The organism is Polaromonas sp. CG_23.6 (assembly GCF_029892315.1).
GTDB lineage: Bacteria > Pseudomonadota > Gammaproteobacteria > Burkholderiales > Burkholderiaceae_C > Polaromonas.
The window spans coordinates 450178-470651 of record NZ_JARXUY010000001.1 but is presented as its reverse complement, the minus strand read 5'-3'; the positions used below and the strand labels follow the sequence as shown (position 1 = coordinate 470651).

16 protein-coding genes and 1 pseudogene are annotated in these 20474 nt (G+C 63.3%); 10 read left to right on the top strand and 7 right to left on the bottom strand.

Annotated features, from left to right (window positions below):
- Positions 1-45: 45 nt before the first annotated feature.
- On the top strand, positions 46-981 hold the full coding sequence (locus H4V98_RS02295; RefSeq protein WP_196862611.1) for a ParB/RepB/Spo0J family partition protein: 936 nt from the start codon (positions 46-48) through the stop codon (positions 979-981).
- A gap of 395 nt (positions 982-1376) precedes the next feature.
- On the opposite strand, the gene H4V98_RS02290 is transcribed toward H4V98_RS02295, so the two are convergent.
- A complete protein-coding gene (locus H4V98_RS02290; RefSeq protein ID WP_231374620.1) occupies positions 1377-1961 on the bottom strand; it encodes a hypothetical protein in 585 nt (194 codons plus the stop codon).
- Between H4V98_RS02290 and H4V98_RS02285 the strand changes: the two genes are divergently transcribed.
- Positions 1948-2361, top strand: coding sequence for a hypothetical protein (locus H4V98_RS02285; protein WP_196868282.1), 414 nt, complete (start codon positions 1948-1950; stop codon positions 2359-2361). The two genes, H4V98_RS02290 and H4V98_RS02285, sit on opposite strands and share 14 nt — an antisense overlap.
- A gap of 205 nt (positions 2362-2566) precedes the next feature.
- Positions 2567-3316, top strand: a complete 750-nt coding sequence (locus H4V98_RS02280) for a L,D-transpeptidase (RefSeq protein WP_231374621.1) — start codon at positions 2567-2569, stop codon at positions 3314-3316.
- Positions 3317-3531: 215 nt separating this feature from the next.
- On the opposite strand, the gene H4V98_RS02275 is transcribed toward H4V98_RS02280, so the two are convergent.
- Positions 3532-6204: a CHASE3 domain-containing protein gene (locus H4V98_RS02275; RefSeq protein WP_196862613.1), complete on the bottom strand. Its 2673-nt coding sequence runs from the start codon at positions 6202-6204 to the stop codon at positions 3532-3534.
- Positions 6205-6609: 405 nt separating this feature from the next.
- Positions 6610-8030, bottom strand: a pseudogene (locus tag H4V98_RS02270) (FAD-linked oxidase C-terminal domain-containing protein).
- Between the two features lie 194 nt (positions 8031-8224).
- Here H4V98_RS02270 and H4V98_RS02265 point away from each other — a divergent pair.
- Positions 8225-8818, top strand: coding sequence for a cob(I)yrinic acid a,c-diamide adenosyltransferase (locus H4V98_RS02265; protein ID WP_196862615.1), 594 nt, complete (start codon positions 8225-8227; stop codon positions 8816-8818).
- A gap of 341 nt (positions 8819-9159) precedes the next feature.
- Here H4V98_RS02265 and H4V98_RS02260 read toward each other — a convergent pair whose 3' ends face one another.
- Together H4V98_RS02260 and H4V98_RS02255 are read right to left on the bottom strand one after the other, a co-directional pair.
- The gene (locus H4V98_RS02260; protein WP_196862616.1) at positions 9160-10710 is read right to left on the bottom strand and encodes an acetyl-CoA hydrolase/transferase family protein; all 1551 of its coding nucleotides are present in this window, start codon (positions 10708-10710) and stop codon (positions 9160-9162) included.
- Positions 10711-10927: 217 nt separating this feature from the next.
- Positions 10928-11350 carry a hotdog fold thioesterase gene (locus H4V98_RS02255; RefSeq protein WP_196862617.1) on the bottom strand — a complete coding sequence of 141 codons (423 nt, stop codon included), beginning with the start codon at positions 11348-11350 and terminating at the stop codon, positions 10928-10930.
- 107 nt (positions 11351-11457) lie between these two features.
- On the opposite strand from H4V98_RS02255, the gene H4V98_RS02250 reads away from it, so the two are divergent.
- Positions 11458-12792 carry a hypothetical protein gene (locus H4V98_RS02250; RefSeq protein WP_231374622.1) on the top strand — a complete coding sequence of 445 codons (1335 nt, stop codon included), beginning with the start codon at positions 11458-11460 and terminating at the stop codon, positions 12790-12792.
- 140 nt (positions 12793-12932) lie between these two features.
- The gene (locus H4V98_RS02245; protein WP_196862618.1) at positions 12933-13304 is read left to right on the top strand and encodes a hypothetical protein; all 372 of its coding nucleotides are present in this window, start codon (positions 12933-12935) and stop codon (positions 13302-13304) included.
- Between the two features lie 170 nt (positions 13305-13474).
- On the opposite strand, the gene H4V98_RS02240 is transcribed toward H4V98_RS02245, so the two are convergent.
- Positions 13475-14761, bottom strand: a complete 1287-nt coding sequence (locus H4V98_RS02240) for a solute carrier family 23 protein (RefSeq protein WP_196862619.1) — start codon at positions 14759-14761, stop codon at positions 13475-13477.
- Positions 14762-15021: 260 nt separating this feature from the next.
- On the opposite strand from H4V98_RS02240, the gene H4V98_RS02235 reads away from it, so the two are divergent.
- From H4V98_RS02235 to H4V98_RS02225, 3 genes are all read left to right on the top strand, one after another.
- The gene (locus H4V98_RS02235) at positions 15022-16266 is read left to right on the top strand and encodes an efflux RND transporter periplasmic adaptor subunit (protein WP_196862620.1); all 1245 of its coding nucleotides are present in this window, start codon (positions 15022-15024) and stop codon (positions 16264-16266) included.
- A gap of 16 nt (positions 16267-16282) precedes the next feature.
- A complete protein-coding gene (locus H4V98_RS02230) occupies positions 16283-17548 on the top strand; it encodes an FtsX-like permease family protein (protein WP_196862621.1) in 1266 nt (421 codons plus the stop codon).
- A 223-nt stretch (positions 17549-17771) separates the two neighbouring features.
- Positions 17772-18425 (top strand): hypothetical protein, encoded by a 654-nt coding sequence (locus H4V98_RS02225; protein WP_196862622.1) that lies wholly within the window; start codon positions 17772-17774, stop codon positions 18423-18425.
- A gap of 136 nt (positions 18426-18561) precedes the next feature.
- Here the strand turns inward: H4V98_RS02225 and H4V98_RS02220 are convergent, their stop codons facing one another.
- On the bottom strand, positions 18562-19239 hold the full coding sequence (locus tag H4V98_RS02220) for a phosphatase PAP2 family protein (RefSeq protein WP_196862623.1): 678 nt from the start codon (positions 19237-19239) through the stop codon (positions 18562-18564).
- A 211-nt stretch (positions 19240-19450) separates the two neighbouring features.
- Here H4V98_RS02220 and H4V98_RS02215 point away from each other — a divergent pair, with 211 nt between their 5' ends.
- Positions 19451-20146, top strand: coding sequence for an ABC transporter ATP-binding protein (locus H4V98_RS02215; protein WP_196862624.1), 696 nt, complete (start codon positions 19451-19453; stop codon positions 20144-20146).
- Positions 20147-20474 lie beyond the last annotated feature (328 nt).

Below are 20474 nucleotides of genomic sequence, written 5' to 3'. Positions count from 1 at the left end.
CCGCACCACCCTTCCTACCGATTAAAAGAAAGACAAGACAACGCCATGGTCACCAAAAAACAAAAAGGCCTGGGTCGCGGGCTTGAAGCGCTGCTTGGCCCCAAGGTCGATGACTCGCCCGAGGCGGCCGATGCCTTGACTGCGGCCAGCAGTCCCGGTTTGCCGGCTTCGCTGCGGCTCGACGACCTGGTGCCGGGCCAGTACCAGCCGCGTACGCGCATGGACGAGGGTGCGCTTTACGAGCTGGCTGAATCCATCAAGGTGCAGGGCATCATGCAGCCGATTTTGGTGCGGCGCCTGAAAAGCGGCGCCAACAGCGGCAAGTACGAGATCATTGCCGGCGAGCGGCGATTCCGCGCGGCGCGTCTGGCCGGGCTCGACAGCCTGCCGGTGCTGATTCGCGACGTGCCTGACGAGTCGGCAGCTGCCATGTCGCTGATTGAAAATATCCAGCGCGAAGACCTCAACCCGCTGGAAGAAGCGCAGGGCCTGCAGCGCCTGGTGAAGGAGTTCGGCATGACGCATGAACTCGCCGCACAAGCCGTGGGCCGCTCGCGCAGCGCCGCGTCCAACCTGCTGCGCCTGCTGAACCTGGCCGATCCGGTGCAGACCATGCTGATGGCCGGCGACCTGGACATGGGCCATGCCAGAGCGCTGCTGGCGCTGGACCGGGCCACGCAGATCACCGCTGCCAACCAGATCAGCGCCCGCAAGTTGTCGGTGCGCGAGGCTGAAAGCCTGGTCAAGAAACTCGGCAGCGAGTTTTCGCTGACACCCAACAAAACCCCGCCTGAAAAAGCGCGCGATACCCTGCGGGTGGAAGAAGAACTGGCCGACCTGCTGATGGCCGCTGTCGATGTGCGCATCAAGAAACAGGTCAAGCGCAACGGCAAGCGGGAAGCGGTGGGCGAGCTGGCCATCCAGTTTTCGTCGCTGGACGAAATCAACGGTCTGATTGAGCGCCTGCGCCGTACTGCTTGAGGCCAGCAGGGGGCGGGAAGATGCATCGGCGCGATGAAAAATGGTTTTCCCGCGCCCGTAACAAAGTTTCATCCGTCAGGTTACTCAGCCATTCCATGGTGGAATAGCAAAAGTTTCACCTCAAACCGACAGCGTCAGGGCGACTGGTTTGGCATGGAGGCTGGCTTTGTTCCTACGAGGTCTGGGGGGTCCGGTAATTTGCAGGCGCTGGCAGCAGCACAGGCATTCCGCCTGACGCCGGTTCTTTTTACCGGGCGCGATTGATATCGCCAGCGACCGCAAGTGTGCTTGCGACCGAGCCCAAGACATGAAAAAAGCGGCATTCCCCTGAAGGAAATGCCGCTTTGACAACTTGTGAAAGTCCTGTTTTGAGGACTTTCAGATGCCGCTGATGGTTAACGGTAGATGTTCTGACCGCCGTTTTGCTTCCATTCGTTTTCGAAGTGCATGGCATCTTCGTCATTGCGGGTTTTCACGCCCATCAGGATGCCGCCGTTTTTCACGCCTTCCTCATATTCCTTGACACGCTCTTCAGGCATGTTCCAGCCAATCAGGGCGCCAATCAGACCACCGCTGGCGGCGCCTGCACCGGCACCGGCTGCTGCAGCAGCCAGAGGGCCTGCAATCACCAGGCCCAGGCCGGGCAGGGCGATGCTGGTGCCGACAGCGGCAATGCCTGCCAGGATGGCGCCGATGGTGCCGCCAATGGCGCCGCCAATGCCGGCGCCTTCAGCCGCCTTGTTGCCCAGCTCTGTTTCCTTGCCCATCGCGCTGTCTTCCGAAAAGTGGCGCTTGCGCGTGTCGTCCGACATCACCAGGTTGACGTCGTCTTTCGAGTAGCCGCGCGTGTGCGCTGCGTTGTAAGCAGCTTCGGCACTCGCGCGGTCGGGAAACAGGCCTGTCACCATGTTGCTCGACCCGGTGGTGGACGTGCTGCTGCTGGCGTAAGGGGTGGAATTGGTGTTCATGTTCGCGTTCATGGGATTCTCCTTTTCAACTAAAAAACAAAAAAACTGGGTCCATCAGTTGCGGTCGGCACGTGCTGGGCGGTTGGTTCCCATGGCGCCGCTGCGTGTCATGCCGCTGCGGCTGTTGCCGTTCATGGCGCCTGAATTTGCAGTGCTGCCATTCGTCGCGGCGGGGGCTGTGGTGGTGTCGTTCATGGCTCCACTGGCGCGCTGCATGGGCGATGGCGCGGTGCGCACCACGGTGGCGGTGTCACTGCGCGGCACGGCTTGCCGGTTGGCTGTTGCCGCTTCCTGTGGTGTCACTCCGACTGTGGCGGGCGCTGATGCGCCTGTTGCCGGCATGGGGGTCTGCGCTGAAACGCTGGCCATTGCAACTGCCATTAACGCTCCGAGGGAAATCAATCTGATTTGACTTTTCATGGTTCTGTCCTTCTGAAAAACTTTGCGGCCAACACGCACAACGTGTTTTCGTTCAGCTTCGAATAAAAGCTGAATTGACTATAAAAATTCAAGTTTCCATTCGGTTTCAGCGGTGACCGTATGGCGCCGTAGGAGGAAGCCGCTAGTTAATCCTTCATGGTTTCCGAGCCTCGGACAATGATTTACCATTTCCGTCCATGAACTCCCGCCCTGTTGATTCACTGCTGAAAACCAGCTTTCCGCTTTGTTTGCGCGCCATGAAAAGTGCGTTGTTTTGCACCAGCCTGGCTGCGTTGCTTGGCTTGGCCCCGCCGTCGTGGGCGGCATCCCTGGCGGATTTTGCGGCTGCGGCTGTCAAGCCCGGGCCACTTCCTGCCGCACAGGATGTGGCCCGCATGGCCACCTGGATTCGCGCCACCGGCAATCATCAGGGGCTGCCTTTTGCCGTCATCGACAAAAAGGCTGCCATGCTGCATGTCTTTGCCGCGTCAGGCCGGCTGCTGGGTTCTTCGCCGGTGCTGCTGGGCCTGGCGGTGGGCGACGATTCGGTGCCGGGCATCGGCACGCGCAAGCTGTCGGACATCCGGCCGGCCGAACGCACCACGCCGGCGGGCCGCTTCATGTCCGAGCCGGGCCGCAACCTGCAGGGCGAGGACATTGTCTGGATCGACTATGACGCGGCCGTCTCGATGCACCGCGTTCGCGCCAGCAACAAGGCCGACCGTCGGCTGCAGCGCCTGGCAACGCCGACGGCGGCCGACAACCGCATCTCCTACGGCTGTGTCAACGTGCCAGCTGCGTTTTACGACGCGCACGTCAAGCCGGTGTTCGGGCTGCAGCCGGGGGTGGTTTACGTGCTGCCTGAGACCCGCCCGTTGGACACCTTGCTGGGTATGGCCGATGGCAGCGCGCTGAAGCCGCACCCTATTTCCGTCGCAACCCACTGATCGCCGCAGCGCATAACCCGCTACGCGGTCAACTCAACCCTCCAGCGTGTTTTTATCGAGTTGCAAGGCCGCAACAGCGCACCCGCCTGAGCGGCAGCTTCGGCATAAGATGAAACCGCATTTTGCTACTGTATCAATAGCTAGTGGTGCAATGCCAGTAGGCGGAAAGAGCTTTTTTTGGCCTTGAAGCCGTTTGTGGCAAACCCGAACGTGCGCTAGGAAACAGACCGCAATATCTTCTCGATGTCGTTGTAATCGGCTGGCTTGACCAGGTGGTGGTCAAAACCGGCATCCTGCGAAAGCTGCCGGTCGGAGTCCTGGCCATAGCCTGTCAAGGCGACCAGCACCACGTTCTTGAGCTCGGCCTGCTGGCGAATCCGCTGTGCCACCTTGTAGCCGTCGAGCCCCGGCAAGCCGATGTCGAGCAGCACGACATCAGGATGGTAGTCAATGGCCGCCTGCACCGCCGCCGGGCCGTCGTAGGCCAGCCGGGTGTCATGACCGGTCATTTCCAGCAGCATGGCCAGGCTCTGGGCGGCGTCGACGTTGTCATCGACCACCAGGATGCGCTGCGGTACTTTTGGGGCCGGCCGGGTGTTGCCATCCTGGGCTGGGGTTGCTGGCGCAAGCACTGTCGGCATGGCCGGCAGCCGAACCACAAACTCGCTGCCCTGGCCCAGCGTGCTGGACACCGTCACCGTGCCGCCATGCAGTTCCACCAGCTGCTTCACCAGGCTCAGGCCAATGCCCAGCCCGCCTTGCGAGCGGTCCAGCGAATGGTCTGCCTGCGTGAACAAATCAAAGATGCGCGGCAGCAGCGCGGGCGCCATGCCCAGGCCGTTGTCACGCACCCGGATCGCCACCAGCGGCTCGGCCGCCTGCCCGCCGCTGGCCGCCGGCTCGGTTTCAACGCTCAGCCAGATGTGTCCGCCATTGGGCGTGTACTTGGCCGCATTGGTGAGCAGGTTCACCAGCACCTGTTCCAGCCGCGCGGCATCGGCATGCACAAACACCGGCGCCTGCGGCAATGAGACGCTGAGCTCATGCCGCTGTTCTGCAATCAGCGGATTGGCCGCCTCTACCGCGCCTTCCACGATGCTGTTCAGGCTGACTGGCTCCAGGCGAAGCCGGACATTGCCGGTGGTGATGCGCGAGACTTCCAGCAGGTCGTCCACCAGATGCTTCAGGTGCTTCAACTGGCGCTCCATGATGCCGCGGCTTTGCTGTTGAAGCGGGTCGGCGTCTGCGGGCAGGCGCAGCAATAGCAACGCATTGGCAAGCGCCGCCAGCGGGTTGCGCAACTCATGGCTGAGCATCGCCAAAAACTCGTCCTTGCGCTGGTGCAGCTCCACCAGCGCCTGTGCCTGTTCGGCGGTCTCGTGCTGCAGACGCGCACGTTCGGTCACGTCGTAGCAGCAGGTGATGGCGCCTGTGATGTCGCCCGCCTTGCCAAGCAGCGGCACCACATGGGCAATGACGGTCATGCTGGGGGCAGTGGGCCGCTCGATCACGAAGGCTTCGTCATAAATCGCTGGAATATTGCCCTTGAGCACTTCGGCCGTGCGGGACTGCAGGGTAGGCGCCCGTGTCTCGTCAGGCAGATGGTCTTGCTGCGGTGCCTGAAAAAATGATTTGTCGCCTTTGCCGTCCTCAGGCTCGGCGCCCCAGAGTTCCAGCGCCGCACGGTTGCATTCCTGCAGCCGACCCGCCGCGTCGGATGAAAAAATGGCAATCGGTCCCCAGTCAAACAAGGCGCGAAAACGTGCCTCGCTCTGGCGCATGGCTTCTTCGTTTTTCACCCGCTCGGAAATGTCCCTGAAAAGGACCGCCACACGCCCACTTTCCGGATTGCCCAGCCGGAAGGCATAGGCATCGAACCAGCGGCCCGCCAGGCCCTTGGCTTCGCTGACAAAACGGTGCGGTTCGCCGGTGAGCGCGACCTTGCCGTAGATTTCAAACCACTGGGCCTCCATGTCGGGCACCAGCTCCAGCATTCGCTTGCCTTTGGCGTCCGACATGCCGGTCTGTTTTTCAAAGGCCCGGTTGACTTCCAGAAAACGGTAGTCGACCGGCGCCTTGCCATCGTCAAAAATGAGTTCGACGATGCAAAAGGCTTCATCAATCGAGTCGAACAGCAAATGGTACTGCCAGGCACTGTGCCGAAGTTCTTTTTCGGCGTGCTGGCGGCCCGCCAGTTCCCGGCGCAGGCAGACAAAAAGCAGCAGCAGCGCCAATGCCCCCAGGGTGCCGCCAAGCAGCATGGCTTGCAGCGTGCGGCGTATGTCTGCAGCGCTTTGCGTGGCATAACTCTTCAGGTTTTCGGCTTCCTCGGCCTTGGTTTCTCCCACCAGCACGCGAAGCTGGTCCATGGTTGTCTTGCCCGCCAATGCCGTGACCGCCTGGCTGGCGGCCAGCAGGCCCTGGGTCTGGCGCACGGCGATGGTTTCCTGGAAGATCGCCATCCTTTGCCCGAGCAGTTGCGTGAGCGTGACAATCCGCTGCTGCTGGCGGGCGTCGCCTGCGGTCAGCAGGCGCAAGCTTTCAAGCCGGGCTGCGAACACGCCCACGGATGCGTTGTAAGGCTCCAGGTACTCGGGCAATCCGGTGATGATGTAACCGCGCTGCCCGGTTTCTGCATCCTTGAGGCTGGACATGAATTCGTCAAGCTGCGAGATGACCGCCAGGCTGTGCCCTTCGCGCTGCCCCCAGGCAGTCGCAGCCTGCAGGCTTTTATAAGCCAATACGCCGACGCCGACCAGGCAAGCCAGCACCAGCACCAGCAAGCCATTGACCCGCCTGCGCTTGCCGGCATCGGGCGGTCCGACGGGACTGTCGCCGTCATGGCTTTGCTGCGCTTTCCGGTGCGCTGCCTGTTCTGCCGTGGTCATGGCCATGTCCTGTCCGCTTGCGAACGCTTGGGCCGCGTGCTGAAGACGGATGGACTGCAAAAGTGAAAGGGAAGGAGTGTCATCAGCCGTAAAAAAAGTAAAGCTGCCAGAAACCGAAGTCATCTTGACAGGTATTCACTCGTTTCACGAAACGCTGTGTGCCGGTAAAAATCCGGCAAAATTTTCTGAAAACGTTTTAGGCCAGGGTTCTATTGCTATATTTTAAATAGCGTATTGCGATGCAGCAGCTGTGCTTCAGCCGACAAACGAGTCGTTATGCGGCAGGCAGATAGCTGTTTTTTTCGGTGAAGAAAAGCCTGCTTTCATATCGATGAAAACACAAAATGCAACATTTAAAATGATAAAAATAATAAATTAATCAAATTTATCGCAATCAACTTGCCTTTACAGCGAAAAAATCTTGCCCGGGTTCATGATGTTTTTCGGGTCCAGCGCACGTTTGATGGTTCGCATCATGTCCACCGCGCCGTCGCCGGTCTCGCTCAGCAAAAAGTCGATCTTGCCCAGGCCAATGCCGTGCTCGCCGGTGCAGGTGCCTTCCAGCCGCAAGGCGCGCGCCACCAGCTTGTGGTTCAGGATTTCGGCGGTTTCACGTTCTTCGGGTTTGTCCGGGTCGATCAGGTAGCCGAAATGGAAATTGCCGTCGCCGACATGGCCGACCAGAAAATAGGGAATGCCGCTGGCGTCGGCTTCAAGCACCGACTCCAGCAGGCAGTCGGCCAGGCGCGAAATCGGCACGCAGGTGTCGGTCGAAATCGCCCGGCAGCCGGGCTTGCTCTGGATGGCGGCAAAGTAGGCGTTGTGCCGCGCCGTCCACAGCCGGGTGCGCTCCTCGGGCGTGCTGGCCCATTCAAAGGCATTGCCGCCCTGGCCGCTGGCGAGTTCCTGCACCAGCTCGGCTGCTCCTTCACGCTGTTCGGCGTGCCGTGGAACTCCATCAGCAGCATGGCTTCCTCGCGCAGGCCGAGCTTGCTGTGGGCGTTCACCATGCGCACGGTGTTGGCGTCGATCAGTTCGACGCGCGCAATCGGCACGCCCAGCTGGATGATCTCGATGGTCGTGCGCACCGCCGCCTCGATGCTGGGAAACGAGCAGATCGCCGCTGAGATGGCTTCGGGCAGCGGGTACAGCCTGACGGTGACTTCGGTGATGACGCCCAGCGTGCCTTCGCTGCCGACCATCAGGCGCGTCAGGTCGTAGCCGGCGGAGGACTTCTTGGCGCGCGTGCCGGTGCGGATGATGCGGCCGTCGGCGGTGACGACTTCGAGCGCCAGCACGTTTTCGCGCATGGTGCCGTAGCGCACGGCGTTGGTGCCGCTGGCGCGCGTTGCGCTCATGCCGCCCAATGTCGCGTCGGCGCCCGGGTCGATGGGAAAGAACAGCCCGGTGCTCTTGATTTCTTCATTCAGCTGCTTGCGCGTCACGCCCGGCTGCACCGTCACCGTCAGGTCTTCGGCATGAATGGCCAGCACCTTGTTCATGCGGCTCACGTCGATGCTGATGCCGCCCTGAACGGCGAGCAAATGGCCTTCGAGCGAGGTGCCGACACCAAAGGGAATCACCGGCACGCTGAACTGGCTGGCCAGCGTCACCGCGTCGGCCACGTCCTGCGTGCTTTCGGCAAACACCACCGCAGCCGGCGGCAGCGAGGTGAACGACGACTCGTCGCGGCCGTGCTGCTCGCGCACCACCAGGGCGGTCGAGCAGCGCTCGGCAAAGCGGGTTTTCAGCGCGTCGATCAGGGCCTGCGGCGTTTCGCGCTGGAGGAATTCGGGCAACAGGTGGGGGGGCAGCGGTGCGTTCATGGGTGTCTCCTGAAGGGGAGGCCCGAGTTTACGACCGGAAGTGTTCTCCACGCTTTTGAGCTGGCCGTGCGCCGGGCCGGCAAGGCCTGGGGCGGGCAAGGCCATCGCCGGCTTGGCCGGGCTGAAGCTTGATAAGCTTGCCGCCTGCCCATCAACCTTTCCAACCCACTGCGCCTTGCGCGCACCTCAATGCCATGGCCAACAGACTTTCACAAATTGCCACCCGCACCGGCGACAACGGCACCACCGGACTGGGCGACAACACCCGCGTTTCCAAGGACAGCCGGCGGGTTCACGCCATGGGCGATGTCGATGAGCTGAACTCGAACATCGGCGTGCTGCTGTGCGAAGACATGCCCGCCGACGTGCGCGACGTGCTGGTCGAGGTGCAGCACCAGCTGTTCAACCTGGGCGGCGAGCTGTCGATTCCGGGCTTCGAGCTGCTCAAGCCCGAAGCCTTGCTGCAGCTGGACGAGGCGCTGGAAACCTACAACGCCCAGTTGCCGCGCCTGGCCGAATTCATCCTGCCCGCCGGCAGCCGCGCTGCGTCGCTGGCCCATGTGTGCCGCACCGTCGCCCGCCGCGCCGAGCGCGGTGTGGTGGCGCTGGGCCAGCAGGACGCGCTGAAAGACACGCCGCGCCAGTACCTGAACCGCCTGAGCGACCTGATGTTCGTGCTGTCGCGCGTGCTCAACCGCATGAACGGCGGCGACGACGTGTACTGGAAAAGCGAACGCATGGCGCGCATGGCGCAGGACGACGCGGCAGGGGCGCCGACCGGGTCCTGAGCAGGGCCATTATTGTGTAATTGCTATTGAAAAAATAGCTGACGGCGCACGACTGGTATGCGCTAGAGGCTAAAAATGCTTGAAAAGAAGCCACTGCTCGGCATCCTCGATGGGCTTTGTATTTCTGTCATTGCGGACTTGATCCGCAATCCATGACCCCGCTGGGGAGGAGGCATGGATCCCGGGTCGAGCCCGGGATGACAGATAAGGGATGACAGAGGCGTTGTACGACAGAGCAGTGGGATGACATTCCCTTCCTCTTTTGTTGGGCGATCACCTGAAAGGCGAGCTGGGGAGTCACAAAACCCCGCAGCCGTCCCCGTGCATGCCGCCCAGCGCCATCAAACCAGATGCAGCGGCTCCTGCAGCGCGCTCACCGGCAGCATGTAGCCGGTTTCAAGGAAGCGCGCATGCCACGACAGCGCTTCTTCGAGCAGGTGCGGCGTGTGCTTGCCCGAGGCGCCCGCGAGCGAGCGCTCGAAGTAGTCGCGCAGGGCGGGGCGGAAATCGGGATGCGCGCATTTTTCGATGATCAGCCGTGCCCGCTGTGTTGGCGACAGGCCGCGCAGGTCGGCCAGGCCTTGCTCGGTCACCATGATTTCCACGTCGTGCTCGGTGTGGTCCACATGCGAGACCATCGGCACGATGCAGGAAATGGCGCCGTTCCTGGCGACCGACGGCGTCATGAAGAACGACAGATAGGCATTGCGCGCAAAGTCGCCCGAGCCGCCAATGCCGTTCATGATGCTTGACCCCATGATGTGCGTCGAGTTGACGTTGCCGTAAATGTCGGCCTCGATCATGGCGTTCATGGCGATCACGCCCAGGCGGCGCACCACCTCGGGGTGGTTGCTGATTTCCTGCGGCCGCAGCACGATGCGCTGGCGGTAGAAGTCGATGTTCTGGTTGAAGTCGGCCAGCGCGTCGGGGCTGAACGACAGCGCCGTGGCCGACGCCATTTTCAGCGTGCCCGAGCGCAGCATGTCCAGCATGCCGTCCTGCAGCACTTCGGTGTAGGCCGTCAGGTTCTTGAACGGGCCGTCGTCCAGGCCGGCCAGCACGGCGTTGGCGATGTTGCCCACCCCCGACTGCAAGGGCAGCAGTTCGGCCGGCAGGTGGCCAAGATTCACCTCCTGCTGCAGGAATTCGATGATATGCGCGGCAATGCGCTTCGAGTTTTCGTCGGGCGCGGCAAAGGCCGAATTGCGGTCGGGCTGGCGCGTCGGCACCACGGCCACCACCTTGCTCAGGTCGCACGTCAGGTAGGCCTCGCCGATGCGCTCGCCCGGCTGGGTCAGCGGAATCGGCTGGCGGTGCGGCGGCAGGCGGGTGCCGTAGTAGATGTCGTGCATGCCTTCCAGGCCGGCGTTTTGCAGGCTGTTGACTTCCAGGATGATCTTGTCGGCCTGGTCCAGCCAGGTCTTGTTGTTGCCCACCGATGACGACGGAATCAGCCGGCCGTCAGGCAGGATGCCAGCAACTTCCACCACCGCCACGTCGAGCTTGCCCAGAAAGCCGAACCAGACGAACTGCGCCACGTTGGACAGGTGCATGTCGGTGTACTGCATGTCGCCGGCGTTGATCTGGCGGCGGCAGGTCGGGTCCGACTGGTAGGGCAGGCGCATGTCGATGCCGTGGACCTTGGCCAGCGCGCCGTCGAGTTCGGGCGCGGTCGAGGCGCCGGTCCACAGGCCGATGCGGAATTCCTCGCCGGCGGCATGCAGCTTTTCGATGCGCCGGGCCAGCGCCTGCGGCACCGACTTGGGGTAGCCCGCGCCGGTGAAGCCGCTCATGCCGACATGGGCGCCCGCCGGAATCAAGGCGGCGGCCTCGTCGGCCGACATGATTTTTGCTCTCAGGACAGGGTTTTGCACACGATCGGCGAAAGACATGGGGAATCACTCCGGGTAAGGCCATGGCGCAGGAACGCGCCGGAACTGCCGGAATTTTATCAGTCGATGCGATTTTGATTAGGGTAAACCCTTTGTTTAGGGCTACGCCATACGCCACAGACGGAATATTTTGGCCAGCGCTGCAGAAGCGACAAATTACTCATTTATTCATAGCTGAAAAGTCTTTCTCAGCCTGCGGCGGCACCGGTTTTTAGCATTATTTCGACGCCAGTACCGCCATCGTGATGCGTGACACGCAGGTCAGCGCGCCGGCGTCGTTGCGCAACTCGATCGCCCAGACCTGCGTGCTGCGGCCGATGTGCACCGGCCGGGCGATGCCGGTGACCCAGCCGCTGGTCGTTCCCTTGAGGTGGTTGGCGTTGATGTCCAGCCCCACCACGCGCTCGCCGGGCGGTGCGCAATACGCTGCGCCGCACGAGCCCAGGGTTTCGGCCAGCACCACCGACACGCCGCCATGCAGCAGGCCGTAGGGCTGGATGGTGCGTGCATCGACTGGCACGCGGGCGCGAATGAAATCGTCGCCGACTTCGAGGAACTCGATGCCCAGGTGGTGGACGGCGGTGCCGGTGTTTGACGCGGTCAGCAATTCAACAGAGATGGGTCGCTTCCAGATGTGCATGGGATGTCCGGGACGGTAAGAAAACCTTGACTATACGGCGGGCGCCTACAGCCAATGGGCGGTTTGCCGTGCTGGCTGTCGGGTTTGGGGGCGATACGCTGAACACCATGTCCACCACTACCGCACCCCCCGTGAAAAAGCCGATGACGCGCACGCGCAAATGGCTGATCGGCGGCGCTGTGGCTGCGGGCGCAGTGCTGATGCTGGCCGCGGGAGTCATCAGCCTGGTGCCTTCGGACGCGGAACTGGCGCAGCGGGCAGCGGCCGAACTGGAAACCGCGCTCGGGGTTCCGGTCAGCATCGGCCGGCTGCATTGGCAACTGCTGCCCTTGCCCCGCGTGGTGATTGAAAAGCTGGCCACCGGCCAGCCCCAGCCGGTGCAAATCGACATGATCACCGCCGACCTGAACACGTCGGCGCTGTGGCAACGCCGGCTGCAGGTGGACCGCGCCGTGGTGCAAGGCGCGGTCGTGCCGCAGCTTTCCCTGCGTGGACTGGGCAGCCCGTCTGCCACAGCCAGGCCGGCGTCGTCCATGCCCTTCAGACTGGACGCCTTGCCGCTGGCACGCCTCGAAGTGCGCGCGTTGACCTGGGTGTCGCGTTACGGCAAGCGCCTGGTGTACGAAGGCGAAGCCGATTTCGACGCCGGCTGGCGGCCGCGCACAGCCGGGGTGCGCCGGCCGGACGCCCAAACACCTGCCGAGGCGACTTTGGCGCGCCAGGGTCAGGAAGACCGCTGGGCTGTCAACGCGAGTGTGGGCGGCGGCACGGCAAGTGGCGAACTGCAGTTGCAGCTTGACGACCAGGGCGGGCTGCGACTGAACGGAAAGCTGCAGCCGCGCAACATCGATCTGGTCAGCACATTGCAGGCTTTCGAACGGCGCTCGGTCATTGCCGCAAAGGTATCGGGCGAAACGGTGCTGTCGGCCCAGGGCAGCAGCCCGGGTGAACTGGCGTGGTCCCTGCACACCACGACGAATTTCAGCACCGGCCGCGCCTCATTGCTGCGCTTTGACCTGGACAAGGCGGTTCGCAGTGTGGGCAAGGAGCATGCGGGCAGCACCCCGCTTGACAGCGTCACCGGGCAGTTCGACACGCAAAACACGCCGCAGGGCATGGTCGTCACCTTGAGCCGGCTCCAGGCCCGCTCCGGCGTGCTCAGCGCATCAGGCCGGGCGCAGGTGGCGAAACGGCAGATCAACGCCGAACTGGCGGTGGACCTGGTGGATGGCGTGGTGGGCGTGCCGCTGACCCTCAGTGGTCCGGTGGACAAGGTCCAGGTGTCGGTGCCGGCCAGTGCCCTGGCGGGTGCCGCCGCAGGAACTGCCGTGCTGCCCGGCATTGGCACGGCCATTGGCGCGCGCATCGGCGCGGCCATCGGCCGGATACTGGGCGCGGAGCCGGCGGACAGGCCGCGTCGCCTGGCGCCTGTCGAAAAGTAGTTCCTGCGCTAGCGGGAGCCCGGTGGCAGCCCAGCGACGTCGCCGGCCCTGAAGGGCGTGAAGGGCCTGAAAACGGCATTTTTGGGTGCGTTTCTGCTAAGCTTCACAATTCCTTTCCCTCCTATCCCACGCACGCGACCATGTCACAAGCCCAGAACGCCATCCATCCTACCGCGCTGGAGCACGCGCTGGACCAGAACGAGGCCATTCAGGAAGCCGTCGAACAGTCGGCCGCCGAACTGTGCGTCGTCAATGCGGTGCTGACACAGGAAGTCCCGGCGCACCTGCAAACCGGCGAAGTCGCCCAGGCCATCGAGCGCACCGAGGAACTTGAAAACCGCATCCAGCAGTCGGCTGACGATTTGGCGCAGGTCAACCTGGCGCTGAAGGAGGAAATCAGGCTGCGCGCCGAACTGGAGGATCAACTGGCTTGTGCCCAGGCAGCGCTTGACCAGACGCAGGGCCAATTCAAGGCCAAACACCGTCCGGGCCAGGGCTCGGCTGCCCGCTAGAACGCAACCCGGTTTCACCGGCAAATGCGGCCTGCGGGAACCGTCACAATTTTGCTACGGTATTCATAGCTGTTTGTGCATATCCAGCTTGCGCAAAAGCCTTTTTCAACAGTATAAATGGCGTTATTCGCCGGTGCTGACCCGCGCCAATCCGGAGCCGTCTGCCGGGGCTATTTCCTGCGGTCCAGCAGCGCGTAAAGCAGGATCGCGCCAAAGGTCGCGGTGCCAATGCCGCCCAGCGCAAACTGGCCAAACTTCAGCGTGAAGTCGCCGGTGCCCAGCACCAGCGTGATGGCAGCGACCAGCAGGTTCTTGTTGTCCGAAAAATCGACCTGGTTCACCACCCAGATCCGGGCGCCGGCCACGGCGATCAGGCCGAACACGACGATGCTCACGCCGCCCATCACCGGCAGCGGAATCGCCTGGATCAGTGCGCCGAACTTGGGGCTGAAGCCCAGCAACAGGGCAATCAGCGCCGCAAAGACGAACACCGCCGTCGAGTAGATCCGGGTGGCTGCCATCACGCCGATGTTTTCGGCATAGGTGGTCACACCGGTGCCGCCCGCGCTGCCTGACACCATGGTGGCAATGCCGTCGCCGATGAAGGCGCGGCCCATGTACACGTCCAGGTTCTTGCCGGTCATGGCCGTCACCGCCTTGATGTGGCCCAGGTTTTCGGCCACCAGAATCACCACCACCGGAACGATCAGCAGCATGGCATTGGCGCTGAACACCGGCGCGGCAAAGCCCGGCAGGCCGAACCAGTCGGCATTGGCGATGCCCGACAGGGCGATGGGCTTGCCCAGGCCCATGCCGTTGGTCAGCAGCGCATAGATCAGCGACGACATGATCAGGCCAATCAGGATCAGCAAGCGCTGCAGCATGCCACGCGCCATCACCGCCACCAGCGCCACGCTGACGAAGGTGACCACCTGCATCCACGAATCGAAGTTGCTGGCTGCCATGTTCTTGATCGGGATGCTCGCCAGGTTCAGCCCAATCACCGCCACCACCGCGCCGGTGACGACGGGCGGCATGAGCCGCTCGATCCAGCGCGTGCCCACCAGCTGCACCAGCGCGCCAATGCCCGCATACACCGCGCCGCAGGCGATGATGCCGCCCAGCGCCACGCCGATGTTGGCGTTCGGCCCGTTGCCGGCGTAACCCGTGGCTGCAATCACCACGCCGATGAAGGCAAAGCTCGACCCGAGGTAGCTGGGCACCTTGCCGTTGGTGATGACGAAAAAGATCAGCGTGCCGATGCCGCTCATCAGGATGGCGATGTTCGGGTCAAACCCCATCAGCAGCGGCGCCAGCACGGTCGAGCCGAACATGGCAATGACGTGCTGCACGCCCATCAGCGCCGTCTGCGGCCAGGGCAGCCGTTCGTCGGGCCCGATGACGCCGCCTTGCCCCAGCACCGCGCTGCTTTTTTCCGTCCAGTCCAGCATGCCCATTGATTGCTCCCGTTTGTAAGTGGGGCAATGCTAAAGGCAATTTGCCACGCTTCGCGCTACCGGACAAGTGCAGGGCGAAGAAACCGGCGGACGTGCGCCAGCATGCGCGCATTCAAGACGCCAGGTTCAGGCGGTGGAGGGCATGGAAATGCCATGTCGCGTACAAGCCTGCCAACGTCCAGTTGACGCACCCTGAAAGGTTGACAAACGTTGACCTTGCACAGAGTTGCAAAACCATTCAACTGCTACGCTCGCAGGCTATGAAACCTCTCGTCAAATGGGGCGTCGCTGCCTTGCTGGTTCTGGCTGTGGCTGGCGCAGCGCTGTTGGTCAGCCGGCGCGGCACACCCGTGCAGCTGGTGCCTGTGGCGCGTACCGGCATCGTGCAGTCGGTGGTTGCCACCGGACGGCTGAATGCGCCGGCGCGCCTGGACATTGGGGCTGAAGTGACCGCCACGGTGCTGGAAGTGCGCGTGCGCGAAGGCGACCGCGTCAAGGCGGGCGACGTGTTGTTGCGCCTGTCGGATGCCGAAGCCCGCGCGGCATTGCAGCAGGCCAGGGCTTCTCTGCTGGAAGCACGCGGCCGCGCCACCCAGCAGGCCACGGTCGCCGCGCCGGTCGCCAGCCAGGCGGTGGTGCAGGCCGAAGCGGCATTCACCGCCGCCGGGCGCGAACACCAGCGCGCACGCGATCTGGTGGCGCAGGGTTTCTTTTCGCAGCAAAAGCTCGACGACGCCCGGCGCGCGCTGGACACGGCCCAAAGCGCGTTGCAATCGGCGCGGGTGCAGGCACAGGCCAACCAGCCCAACGGCATCGAGCGCACCCTGGCCGCGTCGCGCATCGACCAGGCGCTGGCGGCGGTCGGCGTGGCCGAGGCGCGGCTGGCACGGCTGCGCATCACCAGCCCGGTCGATGCAATCGTGCTGACGCGCAGCGCCGAGCCCGGCTCCATGGCGCAGCCCGGCCATGTATTGCTCACGCTGGCCGCGCAGGGCGGCACCCGCATCGACGCCAATGTCGATGAAAAAAACCTGCGCCTCATCACACTGGGCATGGCCGCCAGGGCGGTGGCCGACGCCTATCCCGGCCAGTCCTTCGACGCGCAGCTCAACTACATTGCCCCGGCCATCGATCCGCAGCGCGGCACGGTCGAAGTGCGTCTGGCCGTGCCGAATGCACCGGCGTTTTTGCGGCCCGACATGACGGTGTCTGTCGAAATGGTCGGCGGCGTGAAACAAGATGCGCTGGTGCTGCCCTCAGGCGCCGTGCGCGACGCCGACCGCGAAGCGCCCTGGGTGCTGGCACTGCAGGACGGCATGGCGGTGCGCCTGCCGGTCAAGCTGGGCCTGCGCGGCATCGGTTCGGTGGAAATCACCGAAGGATTGAAAGAAGGCGACGCGGTCATTGCGCAGACCGAAAAAGCCGTTGCCGGCGACCGCGTGCGGCCCGGCCCGGTGGCCGCGCCGGTCAAGGGCATGGAAACGCCTTCCTTCATTTCACGTTAAGTCGCAAACGTCAACCATGGCCACTGCCCGACACCGCCCCGCCCTGAGTTCCTGGACCCGCTGGATGCCGTTCGAGCTGCTGGTGGCGCTGCGCTTTTTGCGCGAAGGGCGCATGCAAAGCGTGCTGATCCTGGCCGGGGTGACCGGCGGCGTCGCGGTCATCATTTTTTTGACCCAGTTGATCAACCAGCTGCAATCGACCATCATTGACCGCGTATTGGGCTCGCAGGCGCATGTGGTGATTCGCCCGCTGGAAGAAGTCACGCAGCGCGTGCTCGCACCCAGCGCCGACCGCGCCGTGGCCGCCGTGGTGCAGCCGCGCGACCAGCGTTTGCGCTCGGTCGACCAGTGGGAGCGCATGGCCGGCCTGGCCGCCGCCACACCCGGCGTGCTGGCCGTGTCGCCGGTGGTCAGCGGCCCGGCCTTTGCGTCACGCGGCAACAGCAACAAAAGCGTGGCGCTGCTCGGCGTGCAGCCTGACGCCTACCGCCGCGTGGTGAAGATGGACAACTACATGACGCGTGGCCGCTTCGATGTGACCGGCAGCAACACGCTGATCGGCGTTGACCTGGCCAGCGACCTGGGCGTCACCGTCGGCGACAAGCTGCGCGTGACCAGCGCCGGCGGCCGCAGCGAAACGCTGGACATCACCGGCCTCTTTGACATGGGCAACCGCGACTTGAACCGGCGCTGGGTGTTCGTCACCCTGAAGCTGGGGCAGACGCTGCTGGACTTGCCCGGCGGCGTGTCGAACATCGATGTCACGGTGAAAGACCTGTTCGGCGCCAACCAGGTGGCCGATGCCTTGCGCGCCCAGACCGGCCTGACGGTGGACAGCTGGATGCAGACCAATTCAGGGCTTTTGAACGCCTTGTCGAACCAGACGGTGTCCAACAACCTGATCCGCAGCTTTGTCATCATCATCGTGGCGCTCGGCATTTCCAGCGTGCTGGTGGTCAGCGTGGTGCAAAAGCAGCGTGAAATCGGCATCCTGCGGGCCATGGGCACGGGACGGCGGCGCATCATGACGGTGTTCTTGCTGCAGGGCGGGCTGGTCGGGCTGGCCGGCTCGGTGCTGGGGTCGGCCCTGGCCTTCGGCCTGCTGGTGGTGTTTTCGCACGTCTTCAAAAGCCCCGACGGCGGCTCGCTGTTTTCGCCGCAGCTCGACCCGATGCTGGTGCTGCTGGCGTCGGTGGTGGCCTGCGGGGTGGGACTGGCGGCGGCGGCGATTCCGGCCAGAAGTGCAGCGCGGATGGACCCGGTACAGGCGATCCGGGCATGAAAGTGCAAGCTGATGGGGCCTCGCCGACATTCACTGCAACTGCACCATTGGCGTGTTGCCGTTGCACCATTGGCATGTTGCCGTTGCACCATGGGCTACCGGCCTTTGCCGCGCTGCAAAGTGCGACGCCAGCCGGCCTCCGCCTGATGCTGCGCAATACAGCCGCACAGCATGGCTGATGCCTGGACATCAATCCCAGCAAAACACCTACCTCCTGCACCCCATGAAACCCATCGTTGCCGTTTTCATCGCTGCCAGCCTGGGGCTGAACTCGTTTTTCGCTTACCGCCTGTGGTTTGCGCCGGACGCCGTCAACACCTCCCACACCACGCAAGATCTGGTGGTCATGCAAACGCCCGGGGGACTCCTGGAGGTCAGCGCCATCACCGCAGAAGAGCGGTTTGACTCGACGACGGGCCACACTGTTCTTGGCGTTCCGGTTGGCAAGACCGTGGCCCAGATCAGGGTTCCGGCGGTTTATCGTTACCACATCCCCCTGGCCAGAGCTTGGGACTTCCGCATTTCGGGCCGCACGCTCATCGTCGTCGCACCCCCGGTTCGGCCTTCGCTGCCCGTGGCCATCGACACGGGAAAGCTGGCGTCTTTTTCAAGCGGCCTCTGGTCGCCCGTCACCGGAACGGCTGCCATCGAGGCGCTGCAACAGTCCATTACCCTCAGACTCGAAGAGAAAGCGGCGTCGCCACAGCATCTGCTGCTGCAACGCGAATCAGCCCGGCAAACGGTCAGTGAATTTGTCCAGAAGTGGGTCATCGACCAGCCGCGCTGGAAAGGTGCCAAGCCGCCCACGGTGCTTGTTTTCTTTGAAGACGAGCCGCTGGGCCGCAAGGCCATTCCGCTTCTTTCAGAAGCACCCTGATGACGTGCATGGCGCCTTGTCAGGGACTTTGCAACAGCGCAGGAAAGAGATCGATTCGGCGATATTCCTGTCCGGCGCGATCATTGCCTGCGCCACAAGGCACTGGCGCTGAAGTTTTCCAGGGGGCTCGCCGTTGTCAGGCGCCGCGGGTCGGCAGGGCGCTTGGGCGGCAGGTGCGGCACAGCAGGTCGCTGCGCTCGAATGGCCTGTCGTTTCCGGACATGGCCAAGGCCAGTCGGATGACCAGGGAATGGGTGGGCGAGGCATGCAGCTGAAACGGCATGATCGCCATCCAGGCCAGCAAAACCACCGGCACGATGGGTTTGATACGCAAGGTTGATTTCTGGCACATCGCCAGCGCTACCATGCACACGGCGCCGCCTACAGCCCAGCCGGCGAACACCTCGGACCATGAATGCGCGCCCACTTTAACGCGGCTCACGCCCACAATCAGCGCCAGCGCAAAGCCCAGTGCGGCAGGCAGCCGATGGTCGCCGCGCAATGGCGCCGACAGGAAGGTGACCAACAGCAGGGGGTAAATGGCTGCCGCAAACATGGCATGTCCCGAGACACCTGTGAAGTTGACGGCTGCCCATCCAATACCCCAGCCCATGAACGCCACCTTGCTGGCGGTCGTGATGAAGGCAGCGGTCACGATGAGCGCCATCCAGCTCAGCGCCAGCCGGCGGGTGGGCGCTTGCGCAAACAGCACCAGCAGCGTGATGGCCGCTGCCGGAATAAGGATTTGCGCTTCGCCAAGCCGGGTCAGCAGATGCCACATATGAAAAGTTGCCGAGGGGAGGGAAAAGTTCATGCGCCGATTCTAGGGGGATACCCTATCCTTGGCACAAGCCAAGGAAATCAGGCGCATGACGTGGCGTCGTCACAAGTCGGAGTCAGCCTGCAGCCGTTGGTATTTTCGCCAGCGCTTGCCGCTCCTTTTTCATCACCGCAGCGGGGCGTTTGAGCCGGTGCCAGACAGGCCACAGCGCCTGCCAATCCTTGCGGTTCACAATACAAGTCGCATGAACACCCCGTCCCGTCCCATCCTCCGCCTGAGCGACATTCACCGCAGCTACAACGTCGGCACGGACGTTGAAACCGAGGTGCTGCACGGCATCAGCTTGAGCCTGCAGCCTGCCGAGTTCGTCGCGCTCAAGGGGCCGTCGGGTTCGGGCAAGAGCACGCTGCTCAACATCATCGGGCTGCTGGAGCGGCCCACGTCGGGCACGCTGGAAATTGCCGGTCAGCCCACGCTGTCGCTCGACGACGCGGGGCTGACAAAGCTGCGCGGCGCGACCATTGGCTTCGTGTTCCAGTTCCACCACCTGCTGCCGGCCTTTACCGCGCTGGAAAACGTGCTGATGCCGTCGATCATTGCCCACGGCACCGCCACGCTTGAAGCGCAAGCCAATGCGCGCGAACTGCTGGCGCGCGTCGGCCTCAAGGGCGCCGAATACAAGCGGCCCGGCGAGCTGTCGGGCGGCATGCAGCAGCGCGTGGCGATTGCCCGTGCGCTGTCGCTGCGGCCGCGCCTGATCCTGGCCGACGAGCCCACAGGCAACCTCGACACCGTGTCTGCCGACGAGGTGTTCGCCCTGTTGCGCGAGTTCAACCACGACCACGGCAGCGCTTGCCTGATAGTCACGCACGACCCGCGTCTGGCGGCCGGCTGCGACCGGATCGTCGCGCTGGTGGACGGCCGGGTCTTACCCGTTTGAGGCGATTGAAAAAATAGCTGAACCCGACCATCCCGCTTGCGCCAGACCACGGCAAGAGTCTGAAAATACCGTGCTGCGGCTTTTTCAGCGCTCCTGAACTGCGCTGCTCTTTACCGCTGACGAAATACTGCTGCGCAACGAAAAATTTCAAGTAAAAAAAGCTGTTTGCGCATGATAGGCGGGCGCTGGCAGCTAGCATTTTTGACAATCCAGCATGCCAATGAATGCGCTTGTCCATGGTGTGCCAGTGCAGCCAGCTCGGCATTTGCATGCCCCTCAAAAGCGGCTGCGTACGCCGTTTTCGCAGGGTTGGCAAATCCTCAGCCTA

What these genes read in the sequence shown, in the direction of transcription:
- H4V98_RS02295 (WP_196862611.1), top strand. Translation starts at nt 46, where the DNA reads ATGGTCACCAAAAAACAAAAAGGCCTGGGTCGCGGGCTTGAAGCGCTG.
- H4V98_RS02285 (WP_196868282.1), top strand. Translation starts at nt 1,948, where the DNA reads ATGTTCGCGTTCATGGGATTCTCCTTTTCAACTAAAAAACAAAAAAAC.
- H4V98_RS02290 (WP_231374620.1), bottom strand. Translation starts at nt 1,961, where the DNA reads ATGAACGCGAACATGAACACCAATTCCACCCCTTACGCCAGCAGCAGC.
- H4V98_RS02280 (WP_231374621.1), top strand. Translation starts at nt 2,567, where the DNA reads ATGAACTCCCGCCCTGTTGATTCACTGCTGAAAACCAGCTTTCCGCTT.
- H4V98_RS02275 (WP_196862613.1), bottom strand. Translation starts at nt 6,204, where the DNA reads ATGACCACGGCAGAACAGGCAGCGCACCGGAAAGCGCAGCAAAGCCAT.
- H4V98_RS02265 (WP_196862615.1), top strand. Translation starts at nt 8,225, where the DNA reads ATGGCCAACAGACTTTCACAAATTGCCACCCGCACCGGCGACAACGGC.
- H4V98_RS02260 (WP_196862616.1), bottom strand. Translation starts at nt 10,710, where the DNA reads ATGTCTTTCGCCGATCGTGTGCAAAACCCTGTCCTGAGAGCAAAAATC.
- H4V98_RS02255 (WP_196862617.1), bottom strand. Translation starts at nt 11,350, where the DNA reads ATGCACATCTGGAAGCGACCCATCTCTGTTGAATTGCTGACCGCGTCA.
- H4V98_RS02250 (WP_231374622.1), top strand. Translation starts at nt 11,458, where the DNA reads ATGTCCACCACTACCGCACCCCCCGTGAAAAAGCCGATGACGCGCACG.
- H4V98_RS02245 (WP_196862618.1), top strand. Translation starts at nt 12,933, where the DNA reads ATGTCACAAGCCCAGAACGCCATCCATCCTACCGCGCTGGAGCACGCG.
- H4V98_RS02240 (WP_196862619.1), bottom strand. Translation starts at nt 14,761, where the DNA reads ATGGGCATGCTGGACTGGACGGAAAAAAGCAGCGCGGTGCTGGGGCAA.
- H4V98_RS02235 (WP_196862620.1), top strand. Translation starts at nt 15,022, where the DNA reads ATGAAACCTCTCGTCAAATGGGGCGTCGCTGCCTTGCTGGTTCTGGCT.
- H4V98_RS02230 (WP_196862621.1), top strand. Translation starts at nt 16,283, where the DNA reads ATGGCCACTGCCCGACACCGCCCCGCCCTGAGTTCCTGGACCCGCTGG.
- H4V98_RS02225 (WP_196862622.1), top strand. Translation starts at nt 17,772, where the DNA reads ATGAAACCCATCGTTGCCGTTTTCATCGCTGCCAGCCTGGGGCTGAAC.
- H4V98_RS02220 (WP_196862623.1), bottom strand. Translation starts at nt 19,239, where the DNA reads ATGAACTTTTCCCTCCCCTCGGCAACTTTTCATATGTGGCATCTGCTG.
- H4V98_RS02215 (WP_196862624.1), top strand. Translation starts at nt 19,451, where the DNA reads ATGAACACCCCGTCCCGTCCCATCCTCCGCCTGAGCGACATTCACCGC.